Below are 25,194 nucleotides of genomic sequence, written 5' to 3' on the forward strand. Positions count from 1 at the left end.
ATATGAGACAGACTATTTCCACTGTAGCTGACGTCAAGGAAATGATCGAAAACAAACGCACGCTTCTCCTCGCCGGCGATGAAAATGCGTTACATCAACTCCCCAAGGGGAACTGGGTTGCGGGCACTATCCCCTATTTCATATCGAGCGACCAGGGCGGCATGGTCAGCCAGGAAATGATCAGCGTTACGGACATCACGGACATCGTCACTTCGTTCAAAATAACCGCCTATGATCAAAACAGCCTAGCCAGGGTCTACTCAGAAGGCCCCAAACACGGATTTAGCTTCATCGTCATTCCGGCCTCCAGCAAGACCCATCTGGCGTTTGCCTTAAACGCTCCGAACTACAAGGACTTCGGCGTACGGCCGCTCATCGGTTGGATCGCCGGCGTCCACCTCTCGGAGCTGGGCAAGAAAACGCCCAAGGTCGTCAACGGCATCACGGGAGAGGTGCTGGAAGAAGGGGCCTTGGTGCTGCAGGCGGAACTACCGCAAGGCAAGGTGGCGGAGATCGGCATCGTCAATCTTTTCGAGCAGGGAGGCGGCGACGTCCTCACCTTCACCTCCGACGACTTTGCCGCCAAGGACGTCATCGTCAACGGGGAAAAGCAGAATTTCGCCGAGTACATCGTCAAGAACAAACTCGACACCAAGCTGCCGCTTGTGGCCGACTACTACGGGGCCCTGGTCAACATCAGTTTCCAGGGCGTCGACGAAGCGGAAGGGCTGGTAAAATTCTATGCGCCGGTGTTTTCCGGAATCCGGTACAAGCACGCCAAGCCCGTGCTCGATTACGTCAAACAGTTCAACGAACGCCTGCGCAATGAAGGCTCCATCGAGTCCCACCGCATAGCCTTCTCGTGCAACTGCATTCTCAATTATCTTTATTCCGAATTGGAAGGAAAGAAGACGGAGCCCTTCACCGGCCCCGTCACCTTCGGCGAAATCGCCTACCAGTTGCTCAACCAGACTCTTGTCTACCTCGAGGTCCTGGACGTTTAAAGCAAAACGCCGGCAAGCGAGGGAGCGGTCTCCGATCGCTCTGGCCCCGCTTGCCGGCGCCATGTGATCCGGGACCAGTGGCCGTCCCCGCTATCCGCTGGTTGCCGACAGACCGTCAGACCGCCTTCCACAGCAACCCCCGTCCCCGATATGTCCGAAGTCGTCGCCTGGGGCAGCGGCTCGGAAAGTTACCGACAGCGCTTGCAGGCCGCGCAGCCGTCCGGCGGGCATTTGGCTGTGGGGATGCCTTGTTGGTAGCGTTCCCATTCACGCCAGAGAAAGTCGCGGGAAACGCCGATATCGACGATATCCCAGGGGAAGGCTTCATCCTTGTCGCGTTGGCGGTCCAAGTAGAAGGCCTCGTCCCCGTCCCAGGTCGCAAGCGCCCGGCGAAAGCTGCCGGAGACGGCCGCCGCCTCGATGAGCGGGAAAAGGCGTTCGTCGCCCCGGGCCAGCAGTCCCTGCATGCGGGCCATGGAAGCGTTCTCCACTTCCACGCGGAACCCGGGCAGCGGCTTGGCGGCTTCACGGACCCGGGCGTAGGCCGCCTCGATGGTGGCGACCGAGGCCATGGGGGCCCACTGCATGGGCGTTGCCGGTTTGGGCACCAGCGGATTGACGGACAGGGTGGCGTGGGCCACGCCGCGCTTGCCCTTGCCGATGGAGGCGGCCTCGGCCACGCGCGCCAAAAGCGGGGCCAGGTCGTCGAAGTCTTCGGGAAGCTCCCCGGGCCAGCCAACGATCAAGTAGAACTTCAAGTGGTTGATGCCGTATTTCCCGGCCAGGGCGACGGCATTTAACAGCGCGTCCAGGCTCAGGTGCTTGTTGGCGGCGCGGCGCAATCGCTCGCTCGGCGCTTCCAGAGCCAGCGTCAGGGTGCGAAGGCCAGCCTGGCGCAGGATGGTCAACAGCTCGGGGGTGATGCCGTCGGCGCGCACCGAGGAAAGCGAGAACTTAGTGCCCCGCTCCCGCAGCCAGGCGAGAAACGGCAGCAGGTCGGGCCAGTCGGTCAACGCCGTGCCGACAAGGCCGACCTTGCGCGGCGAAACGTCCTCGATAAGCGCCTGCATCCGGTCCATACGGGCCTGCCTGGGCGGCCTGTAGACGTAGCCGGCGGCGCAAAAGCGGCAGCCGTAGGGACAGCCGCGATTGACCTCGACCAGGAACATGTCGCGAAAGGCCGCGTGGCCCGAGACGAAGCAGGAATGGGCCGGATCGGCCAGCAGCGTGGCCGCGTCGGATTCCACGGCGCAGGCCCGCACGACCGGGGTGCGGCTGAGCCCCGGGACGAGCACGCCCGGCATATGGGCCACGGCGGCAAGGCAGGCGGCCTTGTCCGCGCCGGACAAAACGGCCCGGCGCAGCGCAGCCAGGACCTCGGCCAGTCCGGCCTCGGCCTCGCCCACGAAAAGCAGGTCCAGGGCCGGCAGGATGGGCGCGGGATTGAGAAAGGCAAGCGGCCCGCCTCCCATGACGATGGGAAAATCGGGCCGCTTGTCGCGTCGAAGGGGGATATCCGCGGCGGTCAGGGCAGCCGCCACGGGCAGGTAGTCTTCCTCGTAGCACAGCGAAAAGGCGATGACCGGAAAGTCGGTCAGGGGTCGACCGGAATCCTCGGCCACGGGGGCCTCGCCCGGGCGGCAGAAGACCCGTTCCACGGCCAGGGCCGGATCGTCCGTCAGCAGTCTCCAGACGGCCTGCCAGCCCAGGGCCGACAGGGCGAGGGCCTCCGCGCCGGGTACGGCCAGGGCCACGGGAAGTCGTCCGCCGAAATCCCGCACCTCGGGCCTGTCCAGGCCGAAATGGACCCTTGCCCGCCTCGTTTCGCTCAAACGTCACCTTTCCCCGTATCGGGGGCCGGGGTCAGTCCCCGGCAGGGAGGAAACCCGGGAGGGACGCTGTCCCTCCCGGCACCTAATCCGCCTGCATGCGGATGAAGGAAGGGATTTCGAATTCCTCCTCATCGAAGAGGAATTCTTCCTCGCCCACAGGCTGGGTCTTGATCGGGGCCTGGTTCAGGGCCGCCTCGGGGTTGCCCTTCTTGCCGCCTTTGCGCAGGTAGGCCGGGATATTGTAGTCGTTGGCCTGCTGGGTGGACAGCACGCGCACGCTGCGCGGGCTCTGGACGCCGCCGCCACCGCCGCCGCTGCCGGGGTTGGTGGGCGCGCCGCCGGAGGACTTTTGCCGCGCCAGCTGGGTGATGACCTCCACGGACTTTTGCTCGACGACCTTCTGCTGCGGCGTCGCGTCGCGCTGCATGGCGGACTCGATGCCGGTGGCGATGACGGTGATGCGCATCTCGTCGGTGGCGTCGGGATCGAAGACCGTGCCGAAAAAGACCTTGGCGTCCTCGTGGACGGCCTCGGTGACGGTGGAGGCGGCTTCGTCCACTTCCTCGATGGTCAGGTCCGGGCCGCAGGTGATGTTCATGAGCACGCCGCGGGCGCCGTCGATAGTGACGTCTTCCAAAAGCGGGCTGGTGATGGCCTTGAGCGCCGCCTCGCGGGCGCGGGATTCGCCGCGCGCGGTGCCGAATCCCATCATGGCCAGTCCCATTTCGCTCATAACGGCCTTGACGTCGGCGAAGTCGAGGTTGATCAACCCCGGGACCATGATGAGGTCGGAAATGCCCTTGACCGCGAAGTAGAGGATCTCGTCGGCCTTTTTGAGCATCTCGATGAAGGTGGCTTTTTTCGAGGCCAGCGAAAGCAGGCGGTCGTTGGGGATGGTGATGATGGAGTCCACCACGTCCCGAAGCGACTGAACGCCTTTTTCGGCCGAAAGCAGCCGTTTCTTGCCCTCGAAATAAAAAGGTTTGGTCACGACGGCCACGGTGAGCGCGCCGGCCTCCTTGGCCACCTGGGCCACGACCGGAGCCGCGCCGGTGCCGGTGCCGCCGCCCATGCCGGCGGTGACGAAGACCATGTCGCAATCGCCGATGGCCTCGCGAATGGCGTCGATGCTTTCCAGCGCCGCGTCGCGGCCGACGTCGGGGTTGGCTCCCGCGCCAAGACCCTTGGTCAGCTTCTCGCCGAGCTGGATGCGGTACTCCGCCTGGGACTTCTGCAAGGCCTGGATATCGGTGTTGGCCGTGATGAAGGTCACACCGGACATGGCCGAGCAGATCATGTTTTCAACGGCGTTGCCGCCGCCGCCGCCGCATCCGACGACCTTGATGCGGGCGTTCGACCCTTGTTCCAGTTCCAAGTATTCCATATCGATCTCCCCCTATCGAACTCCCTGGTTATCCCCCAGCATTACTTGCGCGGACGCGACTATTTCACGTCCACGAACCATTTCCGCATCCTCCCCAGAATGCGGTTGAACACATTCTCGTCGCGGATGCGGAAGCGCTGTTCCACGCCCTCCTTTTCCGCGCCGTACATGAGGAGCCCCACCGCCGTGGCGTACATGGGGCTGTTGACCACGTCCTTGAGGCCCCCGACCTTGTCGGGATAGCCGATGCGCGTGGGCAGGTTGAAAATCTGTTCTCCAAGCTCCTGGATGCCTTCGATCAGGGCCGTGCCGCCGGTCAGGACAACGCCCGCGCCGATCTGGCTCTTCATGCCCGAGCGGATGAGCTCCTGGTCCACCAGGGCCAGCATCTCCTCCACGCGGGGCTCGCAGATTTCGGCCAACACCTGCCGCGAGAGTCGGCGGGGCTCCCTCCCCCCGACGCTCATGACCTCGATGACCTCGTCCTTGGGCACCATCTCGGCCAGGGCGCAGCCGTATTTGATCTTGATCTTCTCGGCCGAGGCCATGGGCGTGCGCAGGCCAAAGGCGATGTCGTTGGTCAGATTGGTGCCGCCAAGGGCCAGCACGGCGGTGTGCTTGATGGAATCGTTGGCGAAGATGGCCAGATCCGTTGTGCCGCCGCCAAGGTCGACCAGGGCCACGCCGATTTCGCGCTCCTCGTTGGTGAGCACCGCCTTGGACGAGGCCAGGGACTCGAGCACGATGTCCGAGACGTCGAGCCCGGCCCGGTGGCACGAACGGATGATGTTCTGGGCGCTGGTGACGGCCCCGGTGACGATGTGCACCCGCACTTCCAGGCGCACGCCGGCCATGCCGAGCGGATCGGCGATGCCGCGCTGGTCGTCGACGATAAATTCCTGCGGCAGGATGTGGATGACCTCCCGGTCCAGCGGGATGGCCACGGCCTTGGCCGCGTCTATGACCCGTTCAATGTCGCGGGGACCGACTTCACCGCCCTTGACGGCAATGACCCCGTGACTGTTGAACCCCTTGATGTGACTGCCGGCGATGCCGGCATAAACCGAGCGGATTTCGCAACCCGCCATGAGTTCGGCCTCTTCCAGGGCCTTTTTGATGGACTGCACGGTCTGTTCGATATTGACGACCACACCCTTGCGCAGTCCGGTGGACGGACTTGTACCGATACCCACCACATCCACGCCTTCGGGCGAGAGTTCGCCGACGACCACGCAAATCTTGGTGGTGCCGATATCGAGCCCGACGATTAGTTCCGACCTGGCCATAAACCGCTCCCTGAACGTTTCCTTTCCTGACGTCGGCATGCCCAAGGGCTTTCTACGTCAAAAGCTCTTCAATTTCATGTCCAAAATCGCCTCTGACGCAATTTGGATTCCAACGCCGGCGTTGCCCGCTCCGCGCGCTCCCCATGTCGTGTCCTCGAAACGAGGCCGCATGATTTCCTTAATAAATACTTGCGTATTTTGAGGAACGCTCCCCTAGCCTTGCGGCGCATCCCCCGAATTGCCGCGTTTCTCCACCCAAACCTTGTCCCCCTCGGCCGTGATCTGCCCGACCGAGCCCAGCTCCCCCCGCCGGCGCAAGTCGGTCCAGACCAGATTCATCCGGGAAAGATTGCGATTCCATTGCTTGGAGCCCAGGCACAACAAAATCCCCGGGTCCATCAAACGAATTTCCAGTCCCCTGCCCCAACTGAGGCGCAACCAGGCGATCTGCCCGAAATCGAACGGCACCTGATGTTCGGCCACGGCCCGCCGCAAATCGGCCAGAAGGGCCAGATGCTTCTCCATGCCGGCCTCGACCTCGATCTGGGGCAGCGAAACGAATTGCCCGGGCTCGACCTTGTCGATGATGCGTCCACCTTCGTCGGCGTAATAGAGTGTTCCTTGATACTGCACAAGATAGGAAGGGCTTTTTTCCTTCACATCCACCAGAATCGTCCCGGGCAGCACCCGCTTGACGGTCACCGCGTCGATCCAGGGTTCATGGGCCAGATCGGCCCGCATACGGTCCATGGACAGCGACAGCACGTTGACTCCCGGCGTCAGTCCGGCCACCTCGCGGATGTGCTCCTCGGACAGGCGCGAACAACCGGTGACGGACACCTGCTGCAAGGCGAAGTAGTTGACCGTGGTCAGCCAGCGGTATCCGGCAAGCAGGGCCACGCTCACGGCCAGGACCAGAGCCGACATCAGGGCCATGGAAAAAACCCGGGTGCAAAGCCGGCCCATGCCGCCAAGGCTCACCGTGGGCATGTGCAGCGAGCACTCGCCGCGCACGTTGTTACGGTTGCGGTTACCCTTGGACTTCACCACACGGCTTTTGACCGTCACCCGTGGTGCAGCACCCGAATAGCCGTTGCGGCGACGCTTTGACGAGCCTCCCCCAAGTCCCGACAGCGCTCCTACCCTGACGTTCATGGCACGATCCTCACTTCCGGTTCCAGTTCCTGACCGCTTCGCGCCAAAACGGCCTTTCGGGCCGATTCGAGCAGCGAAAATGCCTCCCCCCCTGTTCCCCCACCACAATTTACCAAAAAATTGGCATGCTTATCCGAAAACGCCATATTCCCGAGCCGCTTTCCCTTAAATCCCGCTTCCGTCAGGAGCTGCCAAGCCGACGCCCCGGGCGGATTCTTGAACACGCAGCCGGCCGTGGCCGCGGTGATGGGCTGGCTGGCCTTTTTTTTGGTCAGGCAGGCCACCATGTCCCGGCGGATGTCGATCGGCTCGCGCGGCTCGCAGTCAATCTCCGCCGCCAGCACCAGGTAAAATCCGGCCACGCCCTTGGGCGAAAACCGGCGATACCCTGTGGAAAAGGCGTCCCGGTCAAGCCAGGCCACGCCCGTCTTCGGCGTCCACAGGCACACCCGGGCCAGCACATCGCCCATGGCCTCGCCGTAGGACCCGGCATTGCCGGCCACGGCCCCGCCCACGGTGCCGGGCACGCCGATAAGCCCGCCAAGTCCCGACAGGCCCTGGGTGGCCAGCCAGGCAACCAGCCGCTGGAGCTTGACCCCGGCCAAAACCCGCACCCGGACCTTGCCCGCGGCGCGATCCCGCAAGGTCTCGGGCTCGCCGCGAAGGCTGGCCGAAACCACGACCAGCGGCAACTCCCCGTCAGCGGCCAAAATGTTGCTGCCGCCGCCAAGGATCAGCGGCGTCCCACCGAGCCGGGCCAAGGCCTCGGCCAAGCCATGGGCGTCTTCCAAGTCGGTCAAAACGACCTCGGCCAGGGCACGGCCGCCCAGGCGCAACGTGGTGCGGGCCGCAAGAACCGGCCCGGGTTTCACCTCAAGCGCCACCACCCGCCTCCAGATAATGCACGCCCACCTGCCACACGCTGCCGGCCCCAAGCGTCAGCAGCAGGTCGCCGGGGCGCACGATGCCGGGCAGGGCTTCTTCCATGGCTGGAAAATCGCGGTAATACGACACGTTGGTCTTGCTCACCTGCCGGATGCCCTGGGCCAGGCTTTCGCCGCTCACACCCGGAATGGGCGCTTCGGAGGCCGGATAGATTTCGGTCAACAGCAGCTCGTCGGCGGCCTCGAAGCAGGTGCAGAAATCACCGAACAGCGCCTTGGTGCGCGAAAACCGGTGGGGTTGGAAGGCCACCACCAACCGGCGGTCCGGATAAACAGTCTTGGCCGTGGCCAGGGTGGCCCTGATCTCGGCCGGATGGTGGCCGTAGTCGTCCACCACCACCACGCCGTCGCGTTCGCCCTTGCGTTCGAAGCGCCGCCCCACCCCGCCGAACTTGGCCAGGGCGGCGGCGATGACCGGCAGCTCGATGCCGGCTTCCAGGGACAGGCCGATGGCTCCCAAGGCATTGAGCACATTGTGGCGGCCGGGATGGGCCAACCGCATTTCGCCGAGCTCCTTGCCGTCCAGGGTCACGGTGAAACGGCTGGCCGCCCCGGTTTCGAGGATCTTCCCCCGCAGCCGGGCCGGCGAGGTGACGCCGTAGGTGAGGATGGGACGGTTGACCCGGGGCAGGAGCCGGGCCACGCCCGGATCGTCGAGGCAGACCACGTTGACCCCGTAGAAGGGAATGCCGTTTAGAAAATCCACAAAGGCGTCGTCGATGGCGGCCAGGTTGGCGTAGTGGTCCAGGTGGTCGGCATCGACGTTGGTCACCACCGAGGCGATGGGCGACAGGCACAGAAACGAGCCGTCGGACTCGTCGGCCTCGGCGATGAGGTACTCGCCCTGGCCCAGGCGCGCCCCGGCCCCGTAGGCGTTTAGGCGACCGCCGATGATGACGGTCGGATCGTAGCCGGCCTCGGTGAAAATGGTGGCCAGAAGCGAGGTGGTGGTGGTCTTGCCGTGGGTGCCGGCCACGGCGATGCCGTTTCGCAGCCGCATGAGCTCGGCCAGCATTTCGGCCCTGGGGATGACCGGAATGCCGCGTTCGCGGGCCACGACCACCTCGGGGTTGTCATTGGTCACGGCCGTGGATTTGACCACCACGTCGGCGTCGCCGAGGTTTTCCCGGCCATGGCCGATGGCGATGTTGGCCCCGAGGCCGGCCAGGCGCTTGACGGTCGCGCCCATGGCCAGATCCGAGCCCGAGACCTCGTAGCCGAGGTTGATGAGCACTTCGGCGATGCCGCTCATGCCCGAACCGCCGATACCGATCATATGAATCTTGCGGACCTTGGTGCCCATGGCCCCGGCGCCGCAGTGGACGTGTTGCTGCATGGTCATTTGGCGCCTCCCTTGCGCCCGGCCAGATCGAGGAGCACGGCGGCGATGCGCGAAGCCGCGTCCGGCATGGCGGCGGCGGATGCGGCCGCGCCCATGCGGGCCAGCCTGTCCGGATCGCCGAGCAGCCCGGTCACCTCCGCCGCCAGGTCGCGGTTCGGGAGATCGGCCTGGGCAATGACCCCGGCCGCCCCGGCCCGGGCCAGAAACGCGGCGTTGACCGACTGATGGTCGTGGGTGGCAAAGGGAAAGGGAATGAGCAAGGAAGGCTTTCCCGCCGCCGTGACCTCGGCCAGTGTCGTGGCCCCGGCCCGGGCCAGGACCAGATCGGCCCAGGCGTAGGCCTCGGCCATGTCCTCGATGAAATTTTCGATGACCACCCCGCCGCGCTCCTCCCCCTGGGGGCGGTTGGCCAGGATGGCGGCCACGCGCTCGCCGACGCGGTCGAAATCGACCCGGCCGGCTTGCAGGCGCACCGACACGCCGGCGGCCAGCAGGCGCGGCAGGATGTCGATGACGGCGTCGTTGACGGCCCTGGCCCCCTGGCTGCCGCCAAGGACCAGCAGATGCCGCTCCCCCCCTTCCCGACGGGCTGCCTCGCCTGCCGCGATGCCGCCCCGGATGGGGTTGCCAAGCAGTTTCGTCTTTTGCGGCGGAAACACCCGCGCCTCATCCGGATAGGTGATGCAGACCGCGTCCACGAAGCGGCCGAGAATCTTGTTGGTCACGCCCGGGACACTGTTTTGCTCGTGGATGACCGTGGGCAGGCCGAGCAGTTTGGCCGCCGCCACGGGCACGAATCCGGCGTAGCCGCCAAAGCCCGCCACCACGTCCGGCCGCCACTGGCGCAGCACCCGTATGGCCATGCCAAAGGCCCTGGCCATCCACACCGGCGCGGCCAGGGCGCGAAGCCCCCGGCCGAAAACACCCTTGGCCGGCAGCCCGACAAAGGACAGCCCGGCCTGGGTGGCCAGCCGCCCTTCCGGGCCGGCCCCGCCGACAAAAAGGATGCCGACGTCCGGCCGTGCGGCCTGCAAGGCCTCGGCCACGGCCAGGGCCGGGAAAATATGGCCCCCGGTGCCGCCGGTGGTCAGCACGATGCGCGTCATGTCCTGGAGCTCCGGGAAAGGTTGAGCAGGATGCCGACGCAAATGAAGCAGGACAGCAGGTTGCTGCCGCCGTAGCTCAAAAAGGGCATGGCCACGCCCTTGGGCGGCACGCAGCCAAGCACCACGGCCAGGTTGAGGACAAACCCGAGCGCCAGCACCAGGGTCATGCCGTAGGCCGTAAAGCGGTCGCGCAGGTCGTCCTGGGCCAGGGCCACCCTGAAGGCGCGCCAGAGCAGGATGCCGATGCAGATAAACACGATGGAGATGCCGATGAAGCCGAGCTCCTCGCCGAGCACGGCCATGATGAAGTCGTTGTGGGCTTCGGGCAGGTAGAAGAGCTTCTGTTTGCCGGCCCCGAAACCAACGCCCGTGATGCCGCCCGAACCGAAGGCGTAGAAGGACTGCACGAGCTGATAGCCCACGTTTTGCGGGTCCTTGAAGGGATCGAGAAAGGCGAACCAGCGTTTGAAGCGGTAGGGCGAGGAGGCGATGAGCAGCCCCATGGCCCCGACGCCGAAGAGCATGGACACGGCGAGGTAGGTCAGGCGCGTGCCGCCGACCAGGCTCATGAGGAAAAAGAGCATGCCCAGAAAGACCGCGCCGCCGAAATCGGGCTGGAGCAGCAGGATGAGCCCGAGAAAGCCGGTGACGATGACCGGCGGGATGAACCCGACCGAAAACGAGCGCACCATCTGCTGCTTCTGGCTGAAAAAATAGGCCAGGTACATGACCAGCACCACCTTGGCCAGCTCCATGGGCTGCAAGGTGGCCGGCCCCAGATGCATCCAGCGGCGCGCGCCGCCGGCCCGGACCGAAAAAGGCGGCACCAGCGTCAGGATGAGCAGAAAGATGATGGCGAAAAGCCACAGATAGACCGGGCCGTGGAGCACCTTGCGCGGCATGTAGGCGCAGATGCACATGAGCCCGAAGCTGACCAGGGCGAAAAGCGCCTGACGCTGGAAAAAGAAGTAGCGGTTGCCGTTTAGGCGCTCGGCCATAACCCCGCTGGAGGAAAAGACCATGACCAGCCCAAGGCCCGCGAGCATGAGCGTCGCGCCCAGGAGCCACAAATCGAAGGCCCCGGTTTTGGCGTTTTCGGCCGTCGCCACGCGCAGTCTGCTCATGGCTTCTCCTTCGCCGCAGCAGGCGTCATGGGCAGTCCGGCGAAAATGTCCTGGAAATCCCGGCCCCGGGCCTTGTAGCCGTCGTAGAGGTCGAAGCTCGCCGTGGCCGGAGACAGCAGCACCACGTCGCCGTCCCTGGCCTCGGCGTAAAGACGCCTGACGGCCGGCCCGAGGGTGGGCTCATGAAAAAGCGGCACCTGCCCGGCCCAGGCGGCCTCGAACACCTCGCGCCCGGCCCCGAAAAGCCCGACAGCCGCGACGCGTTCTTTCAGCAGCGGCAAAAGCGCCGCCAGATCGCCGCCCTTGAACACGCCGCCGCACAGCAGCCGCACCGGCCGGTCGAAGCTTCTAAGCGCCGCCTCCATGGCCGCCACGGTGGTGGCCTTGGAGTCGTCCACGAAAAGCACCCCGCCCTTCTCGCCGATAATCTGCAACCGGTGCGGGGCCGGAGCGAAGCGCTCGAAAGCGACTTTCGCCGTCTCCTCGGTCACGCCGAAGGGCTGGGTCGCCAGAAAGGCGGCTTCCATGTTCTGCTGGTTGTGCGCGCCGGCAAGCCTTGGGCAGGCGAAGCGGCCGGTGGGTTCGAACCAGGTGACGTCGGCCCTGGTAAAGGAACGGCCGGCCAGGGTCTCGCGCATGTCCCGCGGCAGGATGGCCGTATCGCCCGGGCGCTGGGCGGCGAAAATATTGAGCTTGGCCGAGAGGTATTCTTCCAGGTCGGCGTGCCAGTCCAAGTGGTTGGGCGAGAAGTTGAGCAGCACCGCCACCTTGGGGCGGAAGGATTTGACGAGCTGGAGCTGGAAGCTCGAAACCTCGAGCACCACCACGTCGGCCGGATCGCCGGCCAGCACGTATTCGGACAGCGGCGTGCCGATGTTGCCGCCGGTAAAGACCTTGCGCCCGGCCGCCTCGAGCAGGTGGCTTACGAGCATGACGGTGGTGGTCTTGCCGTTGGAGCCGGTGACGGCGACGATGGGCTCGGTCACGAACCAGGAGGCCAGCTCCAGTTCGGAGAGCACCTGGGCGCCCGGACAGGCGGCCAGGCAGTCGGCCAGCCCCGCCGCCCGGATGCCGGGCGAGAGCACGACCATGTCCGCGCCGGCGAAATCGGCCGGCCCATGCTCCCCGACGCGCAGGTCGTAGCCGGCTTCCACGGCCTCGGCCCGGAAATCGTCGGCCACGGATTTGGAGTTTTTCTCCAGAAAACGCACGGTCGCGCCGAGGCGGGCAAGGAGCTTCGCCGCGGCGCGGCCCGAAGACCCGGCCCCGACGACGACGGCCGTGTGTCCGCGCAGTTGATCACTATGGAGCATGTCACGCATCGAAAATCGCCTACCGCAGTTTAAGGGTGGACAGCCCCACCAGGGCGAGCAGGATGGACAGTATCCAGAACCGGATGATGATCTTCGATTCCGGCACACCCATCAGCTCGAAGTGGTGATGCAGCGGAGCCATGCGGAAAATCCGCTTGCCGCCCGTCATCTTGAAGTAGCCCACCTGCAAAATGACCGAGACAGTCTCGGCCACGTACAATCCGCCGACCACCATGAGCAGGAGTTCCTGTTTGCACAGCACGGCGAGAAACCCGAGCGCCCCGCCGAGCGACAGCGACCCCACGTCGCCCATGAAAACCTGGGCCGGATAGGCGTTGAACCACAAAAAACCGAGCCCCGCCCCGACCATGGCCCCGCAAAAAACCGTGACCTCGCCCACACCGGAAACAGGCATGACTTGCAGGTAGCGCGCCATCTGGGCGTGGCCGGCCACGTAGACGAACAGCGCGAACATGGCGGCGTTGACGATCATGGGGCCGATGGCCAGGCCGTCCAGGCCGTCGGTCAGGTTGACGGCGTTGCTCGCCGCCACCATGACCAGCATGGCGAAGGGAAAATAGAAGAGCCCGAGGTCGGGGTTTACGTGCTTGAAAAAGGGCACGGCCAGCCGGGTGGAATATTCGGGATCGGACAGGAGCACGGCCGCGGCCAGTCCCGAAATAATCAGCTGCCCCAGGAGCTTGGCCTTGGGCGAAAGCCCCTTGTTGCGCTTTTTGACCACCTTGGCATGGTCGTCGATAAAGCCCAGGACGCCGAAGCCCAGGTACACGAAAATTGTCATCCAGACGTATTCGTTGGCCAGATCGCCCCAGAGCAGGACGCTGACCAGGATGCAAAAGGCGATGAGCAGTCCGCCCATGGTCGGGGTGCCGGCCTTGCGCTGGTGGGCGGCCACGTCCTCGTGGATGTACTGGCCGTACTTGAGGCGGGTCAGCCAGCGGATAAAGCGCGGTCCGAACACGATGGAAAGGACCAGGGAAGTGAGCAGCGCCGCGATCGACCGGAACGTGATGTAACGGAAGACGTTCAGGGCGCTTATATGCGCCGCCAGCGGCACCAGCAGGTAATAGATCATGCCTTGGGGTCCTTTTGGATGCTCTGGGTGAAGGCGGCCAGATACTCCTCCATACGCATGGACCGTGAACCTTTGAACAGGAATACACCGCCGCGCAGTTCCATGGTGGCCAGCATGTCGCAAAAGGCGCCCGGGGTGTCGGCCACGGCAAACCGGCCGGCATAACCGCCCCGAGTCAGCCCTTCGCCCACGGCGTCGGCATGGGCGCCGTGGTAAAATACGGCCTGGGCGCCGCTGGCCGCGGCGGCCTCGCCGAGCTTCGCGTGCTCGGCCTCGGCATGGACGCCCATCTCGCGCATCTCGCCAAGGACCAGCACCAGCGGCTTGCCCTGGGCGGCCTCCACGGCGGCGGCGATGGCCCGGCGCATGGACAGCGGATTGGCGTTATAGGTGTCGTCGATGATGGTGTAGCAGCCCTGCCGGCGGCAATAGAACCGCTGCTCGGGCATGACCGCCGTTTCGAGCCCGGCGGCGATCTGCTTTTCCCCGGCCCCGAGGATATGGGCGGCGGCGGCGGCGGCCAGGATGTTCTCGGCGAAATGGCCGCCGGTCAGCGGCGTTTCGACTTCCATCTCCAGCTCGCCGAGCTTGAGAAAAAACCGGCCCCGGCCCTCGGCCAGCGCGCCCAGATATTTGGCACGGTACGGCGCGGACTGCCCCTTGCCCTGCCCCTTGGTGGAAAGCCCCCGTACGCGCGGGAAAACGGCCAGGGCCGCCTCCCACAGTTCGGGATAGTCCATGGAGGCCAGGGCCACGCCACCAGGGCGCAGGTATTTGAAAAGCTTCGTCTTCTCGGCCGCGACACCAGCCACGTCGCCAAGGGCCTCCAGATGGGCCGGCCCGACATTGTGGATCACGGCCACGTCGGGCTCGGCGATGGCGGCCAGGGGCTCCATCTCGCCGGGCCGCGAGATGCCAAGTTCCATGACCCAATACGCGTCCTTGTCGGAGGCTTCGAGCATGGACAGCGGCAGGCCGATACGGTTGTTGTAATTCTTGTAGTTTTTCGCCGTAGGGCCAAGCTTGCCCAAAATGGCGGCAGTGAGCTCCTTGACCGTGGTCTTGCCGGCCGAGCCGGTCACGCCCACAAGCCTGGCCCCGACCTGCTTGCGCCAGGCCTGGGCGAGCATGCCCAGGGCGGCCACGGTGTCGCGCACCAACAGCACCGGCGTGCCGTCGGGCAACCCGGTAAGGGGCCTGTCGGCCAAAACGGCGGCAGCGCCCTTGCCCACGGCCTCGGCGGCGAAATTGTGGCCGTCGAAGCGTTCGCCGGGCACGCACACGAACAGGCAGCCGGGAATGACGGCCCGGCTGTCGATACGCACGGCCTCGATGATGGGATTGCCGCGTTCACCCACGTCGCCGACGGCCCTGGTGGCCGCGAGGATATCGGACAAGGTCATGCGCATCCGGTAAGCTCCCTGACCACGGCGGCGTCGGAAAACGGGTGCTTCACGTCGCCGATCTGCTGATAGGTTTCGTGTCCCTTGCCGGCGATCACCAGCACGTCCTCGTGTCGCATGGCGTCAAGGGCCAGGACGATGGCCCGACGCCGGTCGGGTTCGATGATGGCCTTGCGCGCTCCGGACAGCCCGGGCTTGGCGTCCGCGATAATGGCCAGCGGGTCCTCGTGCCGGGGATTGTCCGAGGTGAGGACAGCCACGTCGGCCCAGCGGGATACGGCTTCGGCCATGCGCGGACGCTTGGTGCGGTCGCGGTCGCCGCCGCAGCCGAACACGGCGAAAAGCCGGCCGGCGGTGAATTCCCTGGCCGCGCCGAGCACGTTTTCCAGGGCGTCCGGCGTGTGGGCGTAATCGACGAAAACGGTCAGCCCGGCGGGATTGGGAATGCGCTCGAGGCGTCCCGGCGCGCCGTGGCAATCGGCCAGGGCCCCGAAGGTCTCGTAGGGCAGGCCGAGGGTCAGGGCCGTGCCCATGGCGGCCAGAATGTTTGCGGCATTGTGCCGGCCGGGCATGGGCGAGACTACTTCGAAGGCCTCGTCGCCAAAGCAGGCGCCGAGATGCTGCCCATCACGGTCGTGGGAGCGGATGCCGCCGACGAGGAGCCGGGTGAAGCCAGCCGGGGCCTTGGTGAGGCCGTAGCCCAGGGCGGTCGGAAATTCCTTGAGCAGGCGCAGGCCGAAGGGATCGTCGTAGTTGAGCACCGCCGTGGCCGGGTCGGGCAGATACTCGCGAAAGAGCTTGGCCTTGGCCGCGAAATAGGTCTCCATGTCCTTGTGGTAGTCGAGGTGGTCCTGGGTCAGGTTGGTGAACACCCCGGCGGCGAAGGAAAGCCCGGCCAACCGATCCTGGTCCAGGGCATGGGAGGAAGCCTCCATGACGGCCAGATCGCAGCCGGCGGCGGCCATGGCGGCCAGATTCTCGTGGATGGTCAGGCAGTCCGGGGTGGTCAGCGAGGCGTTCCGGCTCACCCCCGGCCAGCGGTAGGCCACGGTGCCGAGCACGCCGACCTTCTTGCCGGCGGCCGTGGCCAGACGCTCGATCAGGTAGCTGACCGTGGTCTTGCCGTTGGTGCCGGTGACCGCCACCACGGGCATGGCCATGCGGTCGGTGCCAAAGCGGGCAGCGGCCAGGAGCCCCAGGGCCTTTCGCGGCTCGTCCACGGTGACAAGCGTTGCCGCGCTGCCGCCCGGAAGCGTGGTCCCCGGGCCGGCCACGATCACCGCCGCGCCACGGGCCAGGGCGTCGGGAATGAACCGCGCGCCATCGGCGGCCGTACCCGAGGCGGCCACGAACACACCGCCGGACGCGACCTTGGCGGAATGCCCGGCCACGGGAAGAGCCTCTTCGCGGACTTTGTCCAGCAACGCGTCCAGGGACGGATTGCGCGTATCTGCCATCATGCTCGCCTCACCATCAGGAGGGCCTGGAAAGCCACAACACGACTTCGTTTTTTTCGCCGGAGGGCCAGGGCGCGCCCGGAGCCGGACTCTGTTTCAAGACCACGAGCCCCTGGCCTTCGAGCCGTGGCACGATGCCCTTGCCAACCAGGATTTCCACCGCCTGTCGCAACGGCATGCCGGCAAAATTCGGCACGGATTGGACCGAAACCTGCTTGACGTCGCCGGCGGCCCCGCCGGCGATGGCCAAAATATCCTTGTCCGCCTTGCTCGGCTCCTTCACGGCCGGCGCGGCCGCAGCCTGCTCCTTGGCCGGGGACTGGCCCGACGTCTGGCCCGACGTCTGGTCAGGCGTCTGTTCCGGTATCTGGTCCGGTATCTGGGCCTTGGCCATCTGCACGGTCTCGGGCATGCGGCCAAGGTAGGACAGCATGCGCAAGGTCACGTTGCGCACGGCCGGCGCGGCGACGACCCCGCCGTAGTGACTCGGCTCGGGTTCGTCAATCATCACGATGAGGATATACTCCGGATGCATGGCCGGCACGAAGGAAACGTAGGACCCCAGGTACTTGTTGCCATAGCCGCCATGGGGTCCGGCTTTTTGGGCGGTGCCGGTCTTGCCGCCGGTCTCCAGGCCCGGAATCCGGGCCGTTTTTCCGGTGCCGTGCTCTTCCTGGACCACCTCGCGCATCATGGACTGGACGGTGCGGGCCACATCGGCGTCGAAAACGCGGTAGGGCGTGCGCTCGGGCCTTTCGTCGGGCGGGTCGGCCACGAGCTTGATCTGTTTGTACACGCCGTCGTTGGCCAAAATGAGGTAAGCCTGAGCCAGCTGGACCGGGGACACGGCAACGCCCTGGCCGAAAGAGGCCGTGGCCACGTCGATGGGCGACCAGGCCTTCGCCGGCCGCACGAGCCCCTTGGCCTCGCCGGTGATGCGAAGTCCGGTCGGGCGGCCGAAACCAAGCAGGTCGAAATAATGGTGCAGCCGCGTCGCGCCGAGCTGCAGGCCGATTTTGGCCGCGCCGATGTTGCTCGAGACGCGCACGATCATGTTGACCGGCAGCACACCGTAGGAGTGGGTATCCCGGATGGTCCTGTTGGCGAAGGAAAACCGGCCGTTTTCACAGTTGAAGGTGGAGGTGGGCTTGATCACGTGTTCCTGGAGGGCCGAGGCCACGAGCAGGGGCTTCATGGTGGAGCCGGGCTCGTAGACGTCCAGGGCGGCGTGGTCGCGGGCGATGCGCGGGCTGATGCCGCGCCCCACGTTGGGATTGAAAAAGGGATAGTTGGCCATGGCCAGGATTTCGCCCGTGGGCACGTGGACCACCAGACAGGTGCCGCCCTTGGCGTGGTTGTCGGTGACGGCCTTTTCCAGCTCCTCCTCGGCGAAGAACTGAATCTGCGAATCGATGGTCAGGCGCACGTCGTGGCCGTTGATGTCGGCCAGTTCCCGGCCCTGGGCATCGAAAAAGAAGCGCCGACCCGAGGCGTCGCGCTGGACCACGTATTTGGCCTGCCGGCCGGTCAGGCGGCTGTCGAAGGCCTTTTCCACGCCTTCGAGGCCCACATCGCCGACGCCCACAAACCCCATCACCTGGCTGGCCAGGTGCCCATTGGGGTAAAAACGCCCGTATTCCTTGGTGAAATAAACGCCGGCCAACTTGGCCTCGCGGATGCGGGCGGCAGTGCGGTCCCCGACCCGCCAGGAGAGATAGACCATGTTGGAGGAGCTGCGCAGCTTTTTTGCGATGCGCTGTTCCTTCATATGAAGCACCTTGGCCAGAAAGTCGGCGGTCTTATCGGGCTCGGTCACTTCCTTGGGCCGCACGAACACGGCCTCGAACTCCACGCTTTTGGCCAAGAGCCGGCCGCCCCGGTCGTAAATTTCGCCCCGGGCCCCCTTGTCCACCTCAGAGGCCAGATGCTGGCGCAGGGCCTTTTCGGCCAGCTCCGGACCGACCACGATCTGGAGGTAGCCGGCCCGGGACCACAAACCGAGCCAGGCCAACAGGAAAAAGACGCCCACGCAGGTGAGCTTGACCCGGCTCCAATCGCGCACGGTCTTCTGCTGGCGATCGACTTTCGGCTTGCGCATGCCCGGACCCGGCATCCCTAGGGTTTCCGCCCGGCCTTGCGGCCTTTGGTCTTGGACGGCGAGGTCTCGCCGCCGACTTTGGCCGGGGTCTTGGCCATGATCCGGCCGTCCTGATCCTCGGCCGTGGCCAAAAGCGGCGACGTCTCGACGGTCCCGGACGGGGACACGCGCCGAATCTGGCCGGGGCGGGCCGGGCCAAGTCCGTATTCCCGGGCGACCCCACGCAGCCGGGACGGCGTAATTAGCGTATTGCGCTCCACCTCGAGCTTGGCCGAAAGTGTTTCGACATCGTCGATTTGGCGCTGCATCTTGTTGAGTTCGTAGGCCAGGTCCACGCGCTCGATGTTGAGCCAGACCAGCCCCAGCCCGAAGACCAGGAGCAGGACGATGCTAAAGGCCATGGATATAGCCCATTCTTTCGATAATGCGCCCATCTCCCCTCCTTTATATCCCCGCTCCGGTCGCCTGTGCCGCATCGGGCAGCCGCACCGCCGCCCGCAGCTTGGCGCTTCTGGCCCGCGAATTGGCCGCGACCTCTTCCTCGCCGGCCATGACGGGCTTTTTGGTCAGGATGGCCAGACGCGCCTTGTGCCCGCACACGCAAACGACCTGTTCGCGCGGACACAGGCAGTCCGTGGCTTCCAGGCGAAAGGCCCGCTTGACCAGCCTATCCTCAAGGGAGTGGAAGGAAATCACGGCCACCCGCCCGCCCGTGGCGAGATACTCCGGAATGGCCTTGAGGAATGCCTCCAACTCCATAAGCTCGTCATTGACCGCCATGCGCAATGCCTGGAAGGTCCGAGTGGCCGGGTGCTGCCGGGCCATGGCCCGCCACTTGGCCGGATAGGCCGCCGCCACCACCTCGGCCAGTCGCCCGGTGGTGGTGATGGCCGTTTTTTCCCGTGCGGCCACGATGGCCCGGGCAATACGCCCGGCCTGGGGGTCTTCGCCGTAGTTGCGGATGATCTCCCGAAGTCGTGCAAACGAGGCCAGATTCACCAGCCCCTCGGCGCTCTCCCCGCCGTCCTCGGCCCCCATGCGCATGTCCAGGGGGCCGTCCGTCAAAAACCCGAAGCCGCGCTCCGGGTCGTCGAGCTGCAAAGAGGACATCCCTGCGTCCACCAATGCCGCGTCGACCTTCTCCCACCCCGCCTCGGCCAGGGCCGCCGGGAACCGGCTGTAACGGGTGCGCGTTAGCCGCACCCGGTCGCCGTAGGCGGCAAGTCTGCGCCCGGCCTCTTCCAGGGCCTCCCTGTCCCTGTCGAGTCCGAGCACTTGCGCCTGTCCCCCGGCAGCTTCGAGCATCCCCTTGATATGCCCGCCAAGCCCCGCCGTGGCGTCCAAAATTTTCAGCCCCGGCCTGATGCCAAGGTATTCGACCACTTCCTTGAGAAGCACCGGAATATGGGTCGCAGCGTGCTGCACAAGACCTCCCTAGAGCTTGAGCGTCACGCCCGAGGCGGCCAGATTGGCGAGGTCGGCGTCGAAACGCAGCCCCACCTGTCGCCGGCGGTCCTCGAAGGCGGCCTGATTCCAGATCTCGAACTTCTCTCCCACTCCGGCCAACACCAATTCCTTGTCCAACTGGGCGAAGGTGCGCAGGTACGGCGGAATGAGAATGCGCCCCTGCTTGTCCAGGCTCACTTCCATGGCCCCGGAAATGTAGAACCGCTCCAGGTCCCGAATCCTCGGGTCCAGCTTGTTGCCGGCCTGAAAGCTCGCTTCGACCTCCTCCCAGGCGGGCATGGGATACCCCGTGACGGCGCCATCGAAGTTGTTGGTGAGCATGATCCGGCCCTCGGGCATAAGGCGCAAGACCTCCTCCCGATACTCGGGAGGCAGCATCAGCCGACCCTTGGGGTCCAGGCTGCGATAGGAATGCCCTCTGAACACGGCGCCTCGCAGTGGCGGTTCACCACTTCTTACCACCTTTTCCCACATTTTCTGGCGCATTCACCCCGGAGTGTCAAGAAGAAACCACCCGTTCCACAAAAACCTGCCCGCCCTTTGCACCTCGATTTCAGGGACAAAGTGGTAAATATGTGGGAGGAAAACCGCTTTTTTACCGAAGAGAGTGGGATTTCAGGACATTAGGCGCCCAGCCGGCCAGGAAGGCCGACAGCCCGAAAATGCCGCCGGCGTGACCACCAGGATGCGGGCAAGTCTTGCCAGAAGGCCGGGCAGGCCGTAAGGGAACAAGAGCCTTGACGAAATCACCACCTGGCGGTTGTGGCAGGCCAGGGAAAACGGCCGACGACGGCACGAGCTATCTCTGGAAGGGCAGCATGCGCAGCAGGCCGAATCTCGATGTACCGGCGGGTCTGGAGGAGGAGTACTACCAGATCAACCCTGACATTCTTCAAAGCTTCAACAAGTTTCGCCCTCCCCTTTCCATCTACCGCTTCATAGAGAACGTCGGCCGCATCGCATCCTATTATAAGGTGGGGGAGCGCCTCTCCAAAGAGCAAACGGAAGAACTGGCCGAGCTCGTAGCCGCGGGCGTCATCTTCGTCTCCCGCGACGACCATCCCATCTACGTCAAGCACATCAGTTACCAGCTCGATCTGGTGCTGCTCGACAAGCATCTGACGGAATCCGAGATCGCGGACATCTTTCAGATCGCCCTGACCCGGCGGATGGAAGCCTTTTTCGACCAGCCGGTGCAGCTCGTCTACGACAAGGTGCGCGAGGACGTCCTGGTGCTGACCGAATACGTCTGGGAGGATTTCCACCGGGCCAGGGCCCTGGCCAAACGCGTGCACGGCGTGCATTCCCTGCCCAACCACGCGGTCAACTGCGGGCTGATGGGACTTTACCTCTTTCTTTCCGGGCAGTCGGAAAACTTCAAGGAGGCCAAGAACGCCCGTACGATCCTGGATCGGACCATTCTCGGCCTTTTCCTCCACGACCTGGGCATGACCCGGGTGCCGGCGATGATCCGCGACAAGACCAAGCCGCTGCTCCCCGACGAGATGCAGAAGATTCGCGGCCATACCATGGCCGGCTACGAGATGCTGGCGCGTCTCGACATCAAGTTTCCCGAGATGGAGCGGTGCGTCTCCGAGCACCACGAGCGACTCGACGGCTCGGGCTACCCGCAAAAGCTCGGCATGGGGGCCATTTCCGAAACCGGACTTCTGGCCGGAGTGGTGGATTCGTACTGCGCCATGCGCACCAAGCGGATCTATGCCCCGGCCATGGAACCGCTGACGGCGGCCAAGAAGCTCCTGGACGACGGGCGGCGCTACCCGGCCGATGTCGTCAAACGCCTGCTCGGCCTTTTGGCCGGCCCGAAATAGAGAAGACTGGGGGAAAACCTTTCTTGCAGAAAGGTTCTTCCCCCAGACCCCCTTTCCAAAGACTCTCAAAGGGGTGAATCGCCGACGTCACATCCTCACAAGTAAAAACTTTAGGAAGGGGAGAGCGCGAGAGGGGAGAACCCTTTTTAAAGGGTTTCCCCTCTCGCATCGCTTTCTCTCATCTTCTTCCCTCCCCTCTTCCTCAAAGGGGAGCGCATTCGCGGCGCATTTCCCGAAATATCTCGGCCAGGGGCACGAGTCCGAGCAGGCGTTCGCCCTCGATGACCACGGCGAAGCGGCTGTCGGCCTTGATCATGGCGTCGAGCACCAGATGCAGCGGATCGGCCGGGGCCACGACGGGAATGTCGCGGCGGGCGGCATCGAAGGCCTTGCGGGCCATGCAGTGGCGGCAGGCGTCGCGGTAGGTCTGCTCGAAATCGTCGTCGCCGAGGCTCGTGCGCAGGCTCGCTTCCAGGGCGCAGTCGTTTAAGTCCGAAAGCAGGGTGCGCAGGCTGACGATGCCGAGAAACCGGCCCTGGCGCAGGACCACGACGGCATCGAGGTCGGGCCGCGTTTCCAGGTGCGCCTGCAGCTTGTCGGCCACGGCGTCCAGGGACTCCCCGGCGTCGACGACAAGGACGTCCGCGCGCAAGGCGTCAAAGGCGCGTTTGCGTATCATGGTGTTCTCCGGTTTGATTATCTGTCGTCAGAGTAGCCTTATTTACCCTGATTTGACAAATAGTGCAGCGGCCGATGATTTTCCGAACCAATTCATTGACTTTCTCGATGGGGATATCATACACATGATACATCTTCACCACTAAAGCATTATGGACATAAAAAACAATATGTTTAACTTCTTCAATCTATTGTCGACAAAGTCCATTACAACAATAAATGAACGGCTTGCCTTGGCCTGTACAGGCTCCTCTTTGCAAGAAGGAAGCATCATAATAGAAGTTGGCAGCGCTTATGGTGGCTCAGCATATATATTTACTGAAACAGCCCCAACCAGTTCGCTCTATTGCATTGACATCGCCGATTCACTTGATGATTCGCTCATTGACAGGTCAAAATTGTCTTTTTTTAAAGGGACAGCCCCTGATTTTTTAAGATATCATCCTGACATTAATATTGATTTACTCTATATTGATGGCGACCATCGTTTTGATGGCGTCTTTTTGGACTTTATGACCCTTGCTCCGCGCGTCAGGGAGGGGGGACTCATTTTATTCCATGATGTGGACTCATTCCACCCAGGAGTCTATACCTTCGTTGAAACACTAAAACGAAATTGGCCAGCTTGCGCATTCCAGCAAATTGACAAACTTTGTATTTTTAAAAAAAGCGAGGATATCCCCCAAATCCCCATGGACGAATATACAACGACATTGGAATTCATGTCGTTATCTTTCAACAAAGAGAGCATGGGCCCGGAAGATCTTCTCAGCTTTACAAGCGCAGTTTTTAACAAAAACAGCATTTACATTGGCAAAGGGAAACGAGGCTTGCTCGGAAGCAAACTCTTAGGATTAAATTTTGATAGCTTTATCGATTCAGACCAAGTTACGAAACGGGATGGGAAGTATTTTGTTTTTAGCACCTTCTATCAGACTATCCGTCATTTCTTGATATCCAAAAAATGCATATCTCCTGAAAATATATTTTTCTTTGATGACTCTATTTTATCTTATTATATTTATAATGACATGTTCAAGAATGGAGGAGGCGTTATCGATACGCTCTACCCTTCCGAAATGGGCAGCAAGATATGCAAACAGTTTCTTTTATCCCAAATGGAACGGTCTCCAATTCAGAGAAATTGTTCCAATTTTCTTACCCACCTCGTAAACCATGACTTCCTGTAATTTTCACTCCCAATCCATACCGAGTTGGCCCCGTTGACCGCAACCATGCGTGAACGCCCCATGGTCCGGCCTGCCCGGCGGATCTAATCGAAATCGGCCAGAAGCGCCCCCACATGCACCCGGTTAAACAGCGTCGTGGCCGCGTACTTGTTGCGTAGCCGCCAGACCGCCTGCTGGAGCTGGTCGGAGGTGATGCCGTTTCGCAGCGCCGTATAGGCCTCGATGAAGGCGGCCAACGAATCGCAGACCTTGAGCAATTCCCCGTCCTTGGGATCGAAGGCGTCCAGGTTGCACGCGCCGCCGAGCTCCTCGGACGAGACACGCCGCGCCCTCCCCGCCTCGTCCCGCACGGACTCGTAGAACTCCGAACCCACCTCGATGCCGAGCAGATAGGCCAGCCGGTCGGCCAATCCGGCATAGCCGCCGCGCTTGAGCACCGAAAATACTCGGCGTTCCAGCTCCTCCCGCTCGTATTCCTTGATCATGCCGCCAAGCTGCACCACCGACTGCTTGACCGGGGAAATGATGTCGCGCGTGAGCAGTTCGGGCATGTCGTGGACCAGGCCGGCGAAAAAGTTGTTGAGCCGCCGGGCCGGGCAGGCGTCAACAGCCAGGCTGAAGAAATAGCCGTAGGCCGCGACCAGAAACATATGGCCGAGCACCGAGGTTTCCGGGATGCGCGGCGTCTGGGACCAGCGCGTCTGGAAACGCAACTGGCCGAGCAGCCGGCCGAAATGCCCAAGCGGCGTCTTCTGGCCCTCGAAAAGCCCGGCCGCGAGCTCCCTGACCCCATGCAGGTCGGCAAACCGGGCCAGGCCGTCGGTAAACGACGATTCGATCTCGAGCAGCTCGTCGTCCCAGGGATTGTCGCGCTTTATGAGGGAATACTCCCAGCCGCTGGCATACAGATGGGCCGCGTCCAGGATGCGCCGGGCCGGCACGTCCGACTCGGGCACGGCGAAATAGGTCGTCAGCCGCGACCAGAAATCCTCGCCCAATTCGCGCACGCGCGGTTCGAGCTGCTCCAGAACCCAGGCCGTGAGCTGTCGGTAATGCTCGGGTTTCGCCTTTATCTTATAGAAGACGGGGGGCTTGATGTCGGTGATGACGAGCCGGTAGAGGTATTCGAACAGGCCGCCCTCGACGATATCGAGCCCCAGGGTCAGCCGCTCGGGTTCGGACAGATGGGTGCTGTTGAGCTCGTAGAGCATCCAGGCCACCATCATCTTGTGGGCCTGCTTGTCGATCTCCACCAGTTCCATGCCACGGTGCTTGTCGTTCCACCGCTTCATGAACGAGCCGGCGAACAGCAGTTGGAGCAGACTTTTGCGGACGCTGACCATGAAGACTCCTTGGGATTTCGATCGTCGCGGACAGCCTAGCCCGGGGCTGATCCCAGGGCAAGCCGGCGCGGCCGCCGGGGAATGCGAAAAAAGGGTGTTGACAAACACAACCCGGCCGCTTACACAATTCGTCTTTCGAG

Annotated in this window: 21 protein-coding genes; 3 read left to right on the forward strand and 18 right to left on the reverse strand. The window is 63.8% G+C overall.

Annotation, left to right across the window (positions count from 1 at the left end; all coding sequences use genetic code 11):
• Positions 1 to 2: 2 nt before the first annotated feature.
• Positions 3 to 1,004 carry a hypothetical protein gene (locus K9F62_20675; GenBank protein ID UJX41062.1) on the forward strand — a complete coding sequence of 334 codons (1,002 nt, stop codon included), beginning with the start codon at positions 3 to 5 and terminating at the stop codon, positions 1,002 to 1,004.
• A 188-nt stretch (positions 1,005 to 1,192) separates the two neighbouring features.
• Here K9F62_20675 and K9F62_20680 read toward each other — a convergent pair whose 3' ends face one another.
• The 16 genes from K9F62_20680 to mraZ form a co-directional block, all read right to left on the reverse strand.
• Positions 1,193 to 2,836 (reverse strand): radical SAM protein, encoded by a 1,644-nt coding sequence (locus K9F62_20680; protein UJX41063.1) that lies wholly within the window; start codon positions 2,834 to 2,836, stop codon positions 1,193 to 1,195.
• 82 nt (positions 2,837 to 2,918) lie between these two features.
• Complete coding sequence (ftsZ, locus tag K9F62_20685) at positions 2,919 to 4,220, reverse strand: cell division protein FtsZ (GenBank protein UJX41064.1); 1,302 nt, start codon at positions 4,218 to 4,220, stop codon at positions 2,919 to 2,921.
• Between the two features lie 59 nt (positions 4,221 to 4,279).
• Complete coding sequence (gene ftsA / locus K9F62_20690; protein ID UJX41065.1) at positions 4,280 to 5,506, reverse strand: cell division protein FtsA; 1,227 nt, start codon at positions 5,504 to 5,506, stop codon at positions 4,280 to 4,282.
• Positions 5,507 to 5,719: 213 nt separating this feature from the next.
• Positions 5,720 to 6,661 carry an FtsQ-type POTRA domain-containing protein gene (locus K9F62_20695; GenBank protein UJX41066.1) on the reverse strand — a complete coding sequence of 314 codons (942 nt, stop codon included), beginning with the start codon at positions 6,659 to 6,661 and terminating at the stop codon, positions 5,720 to 5,722.
• On the reverse strand, positions 6,658 to 7,545 hold the full coding sequence (murB, locus tag K9F62_20700; protein UJX41067.1) for a UDP-N-acetylmuramate dehydrogenase: 888 nt from the start codon (positions 7,543 to 7,545) through the stop codon (positions 6,658 to 6,660). The genes K9F62_20695 and murB overlap by 4 nt, the downstream gene beginning before the upstream one ends.
• Positions 7,535 to 8,908 (reverse strand): UDP-N-acetylmuramate--L-alanine ligase, encoded by a 1,374-nt coding sequence (gene murC / locus K9F62_20705; GenBank protein ID UJX43272.1) that lies wholly within the window; start codon positions 8,906 to 8,908, stop codon positions 7,535 to 7,537. The genes murB and murC overlap by 11 nt, the downstream gene beginning before the upstream one ends.
• Before the next feature lie 35 nt (positions 8,909 to 8,943).
• Positions 8,944 to 10,053: an undecaprenyldiphospho-muramoylpentapeptide beta-N-acetylglucosaminyltransferase gene (gene murG / locus K9F62_20710; GenBank protein UJX41068.1), complete on the reverse strand. Its 1,110-nt coding sequence runs from the start codon at positions 10,051 to 10,053 to the stop codon at positions 8,944 to 8,946.
• Positions 10,050 to 11,177 (reverse strand): putative lipid II flippase FtsW, encoded by a 1,128-nt coding sequence (ftsW, locus tag K9F62_20715; GenBank protein ID UJX41069.1) that lies wholly within the window; start codon positions 11,175 to 11,177, stop codon positions 10,050 to 10,052. Before ftsW ends, murG begins: the two co-directional genes overlap by 4 nt.
• Positions 11,174 to 12,499 (reverse strand): UDP-N-acetylmuramoyl-L-alanine--D-glutamate ligase, encoded by a 1,326-nt coding sequence (gene murD, locus K9F62_20720; GenBank protein ID UJX41070.1) that lies wholly within the window; start codon positions 12,497 to 12,499, stop codon positions 11,174 to 11,176. The genes ftsW and murD overlap by 4 nt, the downstream gene beginning before the upstream one ends.
• A gap of 10 nt (positions 12,500 to 12,509) precedes the next feature.
• Positions 12,510 to 13,586, reverse strand: coding sequence for a phospho-N-acetylmuramoyl-pentapeptide-transferase (gene mraY / locus K9F62_20725; protein ID UJX41071.1), 1,077 nt, complete (start codon positions 13,584 to 13,586; stop codon positions 12,510 to 12,512).
• Positions 13,583 to 14,995 carry a UDP-N-acetylmuramoyl-tripeptide--D-alanyl-D-alanine ligase gene (locus K9F62_20730; protein UJX41072.1) on the reverse strand — a complete coding sequence of 471 codons (1,413 nt, stop codon included), beginning with the start codon at positions 14,993 to 14,995 and terminating at the stop codon, positions 13,583 to 13,585. Before K9F62_20730 ends, mraY begins: the two co-directional genes overlap by 4 nt.
• Entirely contained in the window at positions 14,986 to 16,449 is a 1,464-nt protein-coding gene (locus K9F62_20735; GenBank protein UJX41073.1) for a UDP-N-acetylmuramoyl-L-alanyl-D-glutamate--2,6-diaminopimelate ligase, read from the reverse strand. The genes K9F62_20730 and K9F62_20735 overlap by 10 nt, the downstream gene beginning before the upstream one ends.
• 13 nt (positions 16,450 to 16,462) lie before the next feature.
• Positions 16,463 to 18,544: a PASTA domain-containing protein gene (locus tag K9F62_20740; GenBank protein ID UJX41074.1), complete on the reverse strand. Its 2,082-nt coding sequence runs from the start codon at positions 18,542 to 18,544 to the stop codon at positions 16,463 to 16,465.
• A 17-nt stretch (positions 18,545 to 18,561) separates the two neighbouring features.
• Complete coding sequence (locus tag K9F62_20745; GenBank protein ID UJX41075.1) at positions 18,562 to 18,978, reverse strand: hypothetical protein; 417 nt, start codon at positions 18,976 to 18,978, stop codon at positions 18,562 to 18,564.
• A gap of 10 nt (positions 18,979 to 18,988) precedes the next feature.
• A complete protein-coding gene (gene rsmH / locus K9F62_20750) occupies positions 18,989 to 19,969 on the reverse strand; it encodes a 16S rRNA (cytosine(1402)-N(4))-methyltransferase RsmH (GenBank protein UJX41076.1) in 981 nt (326 codons plus the stop codon).
• A 9-nt stretch (positions 19,970 to 19,978) separates the two neighbouring features.
• The gene (mraZ, locus tag K9F62_20755) at positions 19,979 to 20,437 is read right to left on the reverse strand and encodes a division/cell wall cluster transcriptional repressor MraZ (protein UJX41077.1); all 459 of its coding nucleotides are present in this window, start codon (positions 20,435 to 20,437) and stop codon (positions 19,979 to 19,981) included.
• Between the two features lie 392 nt (positions 20,438 to 20,829).
• Here mraZ and K9F62_20760 point away from each other — a divergent pair, with 392 nt between their 5' ends.
• Positions 20,830 to 21,843, forward strand: coding sequence for an HD domain-containing protein (locus K9F62_20760; protein ID UJX41078.1), 1,014 nt, complete (start codon positions 20,830 to 20,832; stop codon positions 21,841 to 21,843).
• Between the two features lie 202 nt (positions 21,844 to 22,045).
• Here K9F62_20760 and K9F62_20765 read toward each other — a convergent pair whose 3' ends face one another.
• Complete coding sequence (locus K9F62_20765) at positions 22,046 to 22,522, reverse strand: CBS domain-containing protein (GenBank protein UJX41079.1); 477 nt, start codon at positions 22,520 to 22,522, stop codon at positions 22,046 to 22,048.
• 169 nt (positions 22,523 to 22,691) lie between these two features.
• Between K9F62_20765 and K9F62_20770 the strand changes: the two genes are divergently transcribed.
• Entirely contained in the window at positions 22,692 to 23,711 is a 1,020-nt protein-coding gene (locus tag K9F62_20770; protein UJX41080.1) for a class I SAM-dependent methyltransferase, read from the forward strand.
• 83 nt (positions 23,712 to 23,794) lie between these two features.
• Here the strand turns inward: K9F62_20770 and K9F62_20775 are convergent, their stop codons facing one another.
• Positions 23,795 to 25,054, reverse strand: coding sequence for an HD domain-containing protein (locus K9F62_20775; protein ID UJX41081.1), 1,260 nt, complete (start codon positions 25,052 to 25,054; stop codon positions 23,795 to 23,797).
• Positions 25,055 to 25,194: the final 140 nt, after the last annotated feature.

This window comes from Desulfovibrio sp. JY (assembly GCA_021730285.1).
GTDB lineage: Bacteria > Desulfobacterota > Desulfovibrionia > Desulfovibrionales > Desulfovibrionaceae > Solidesulfovibrio.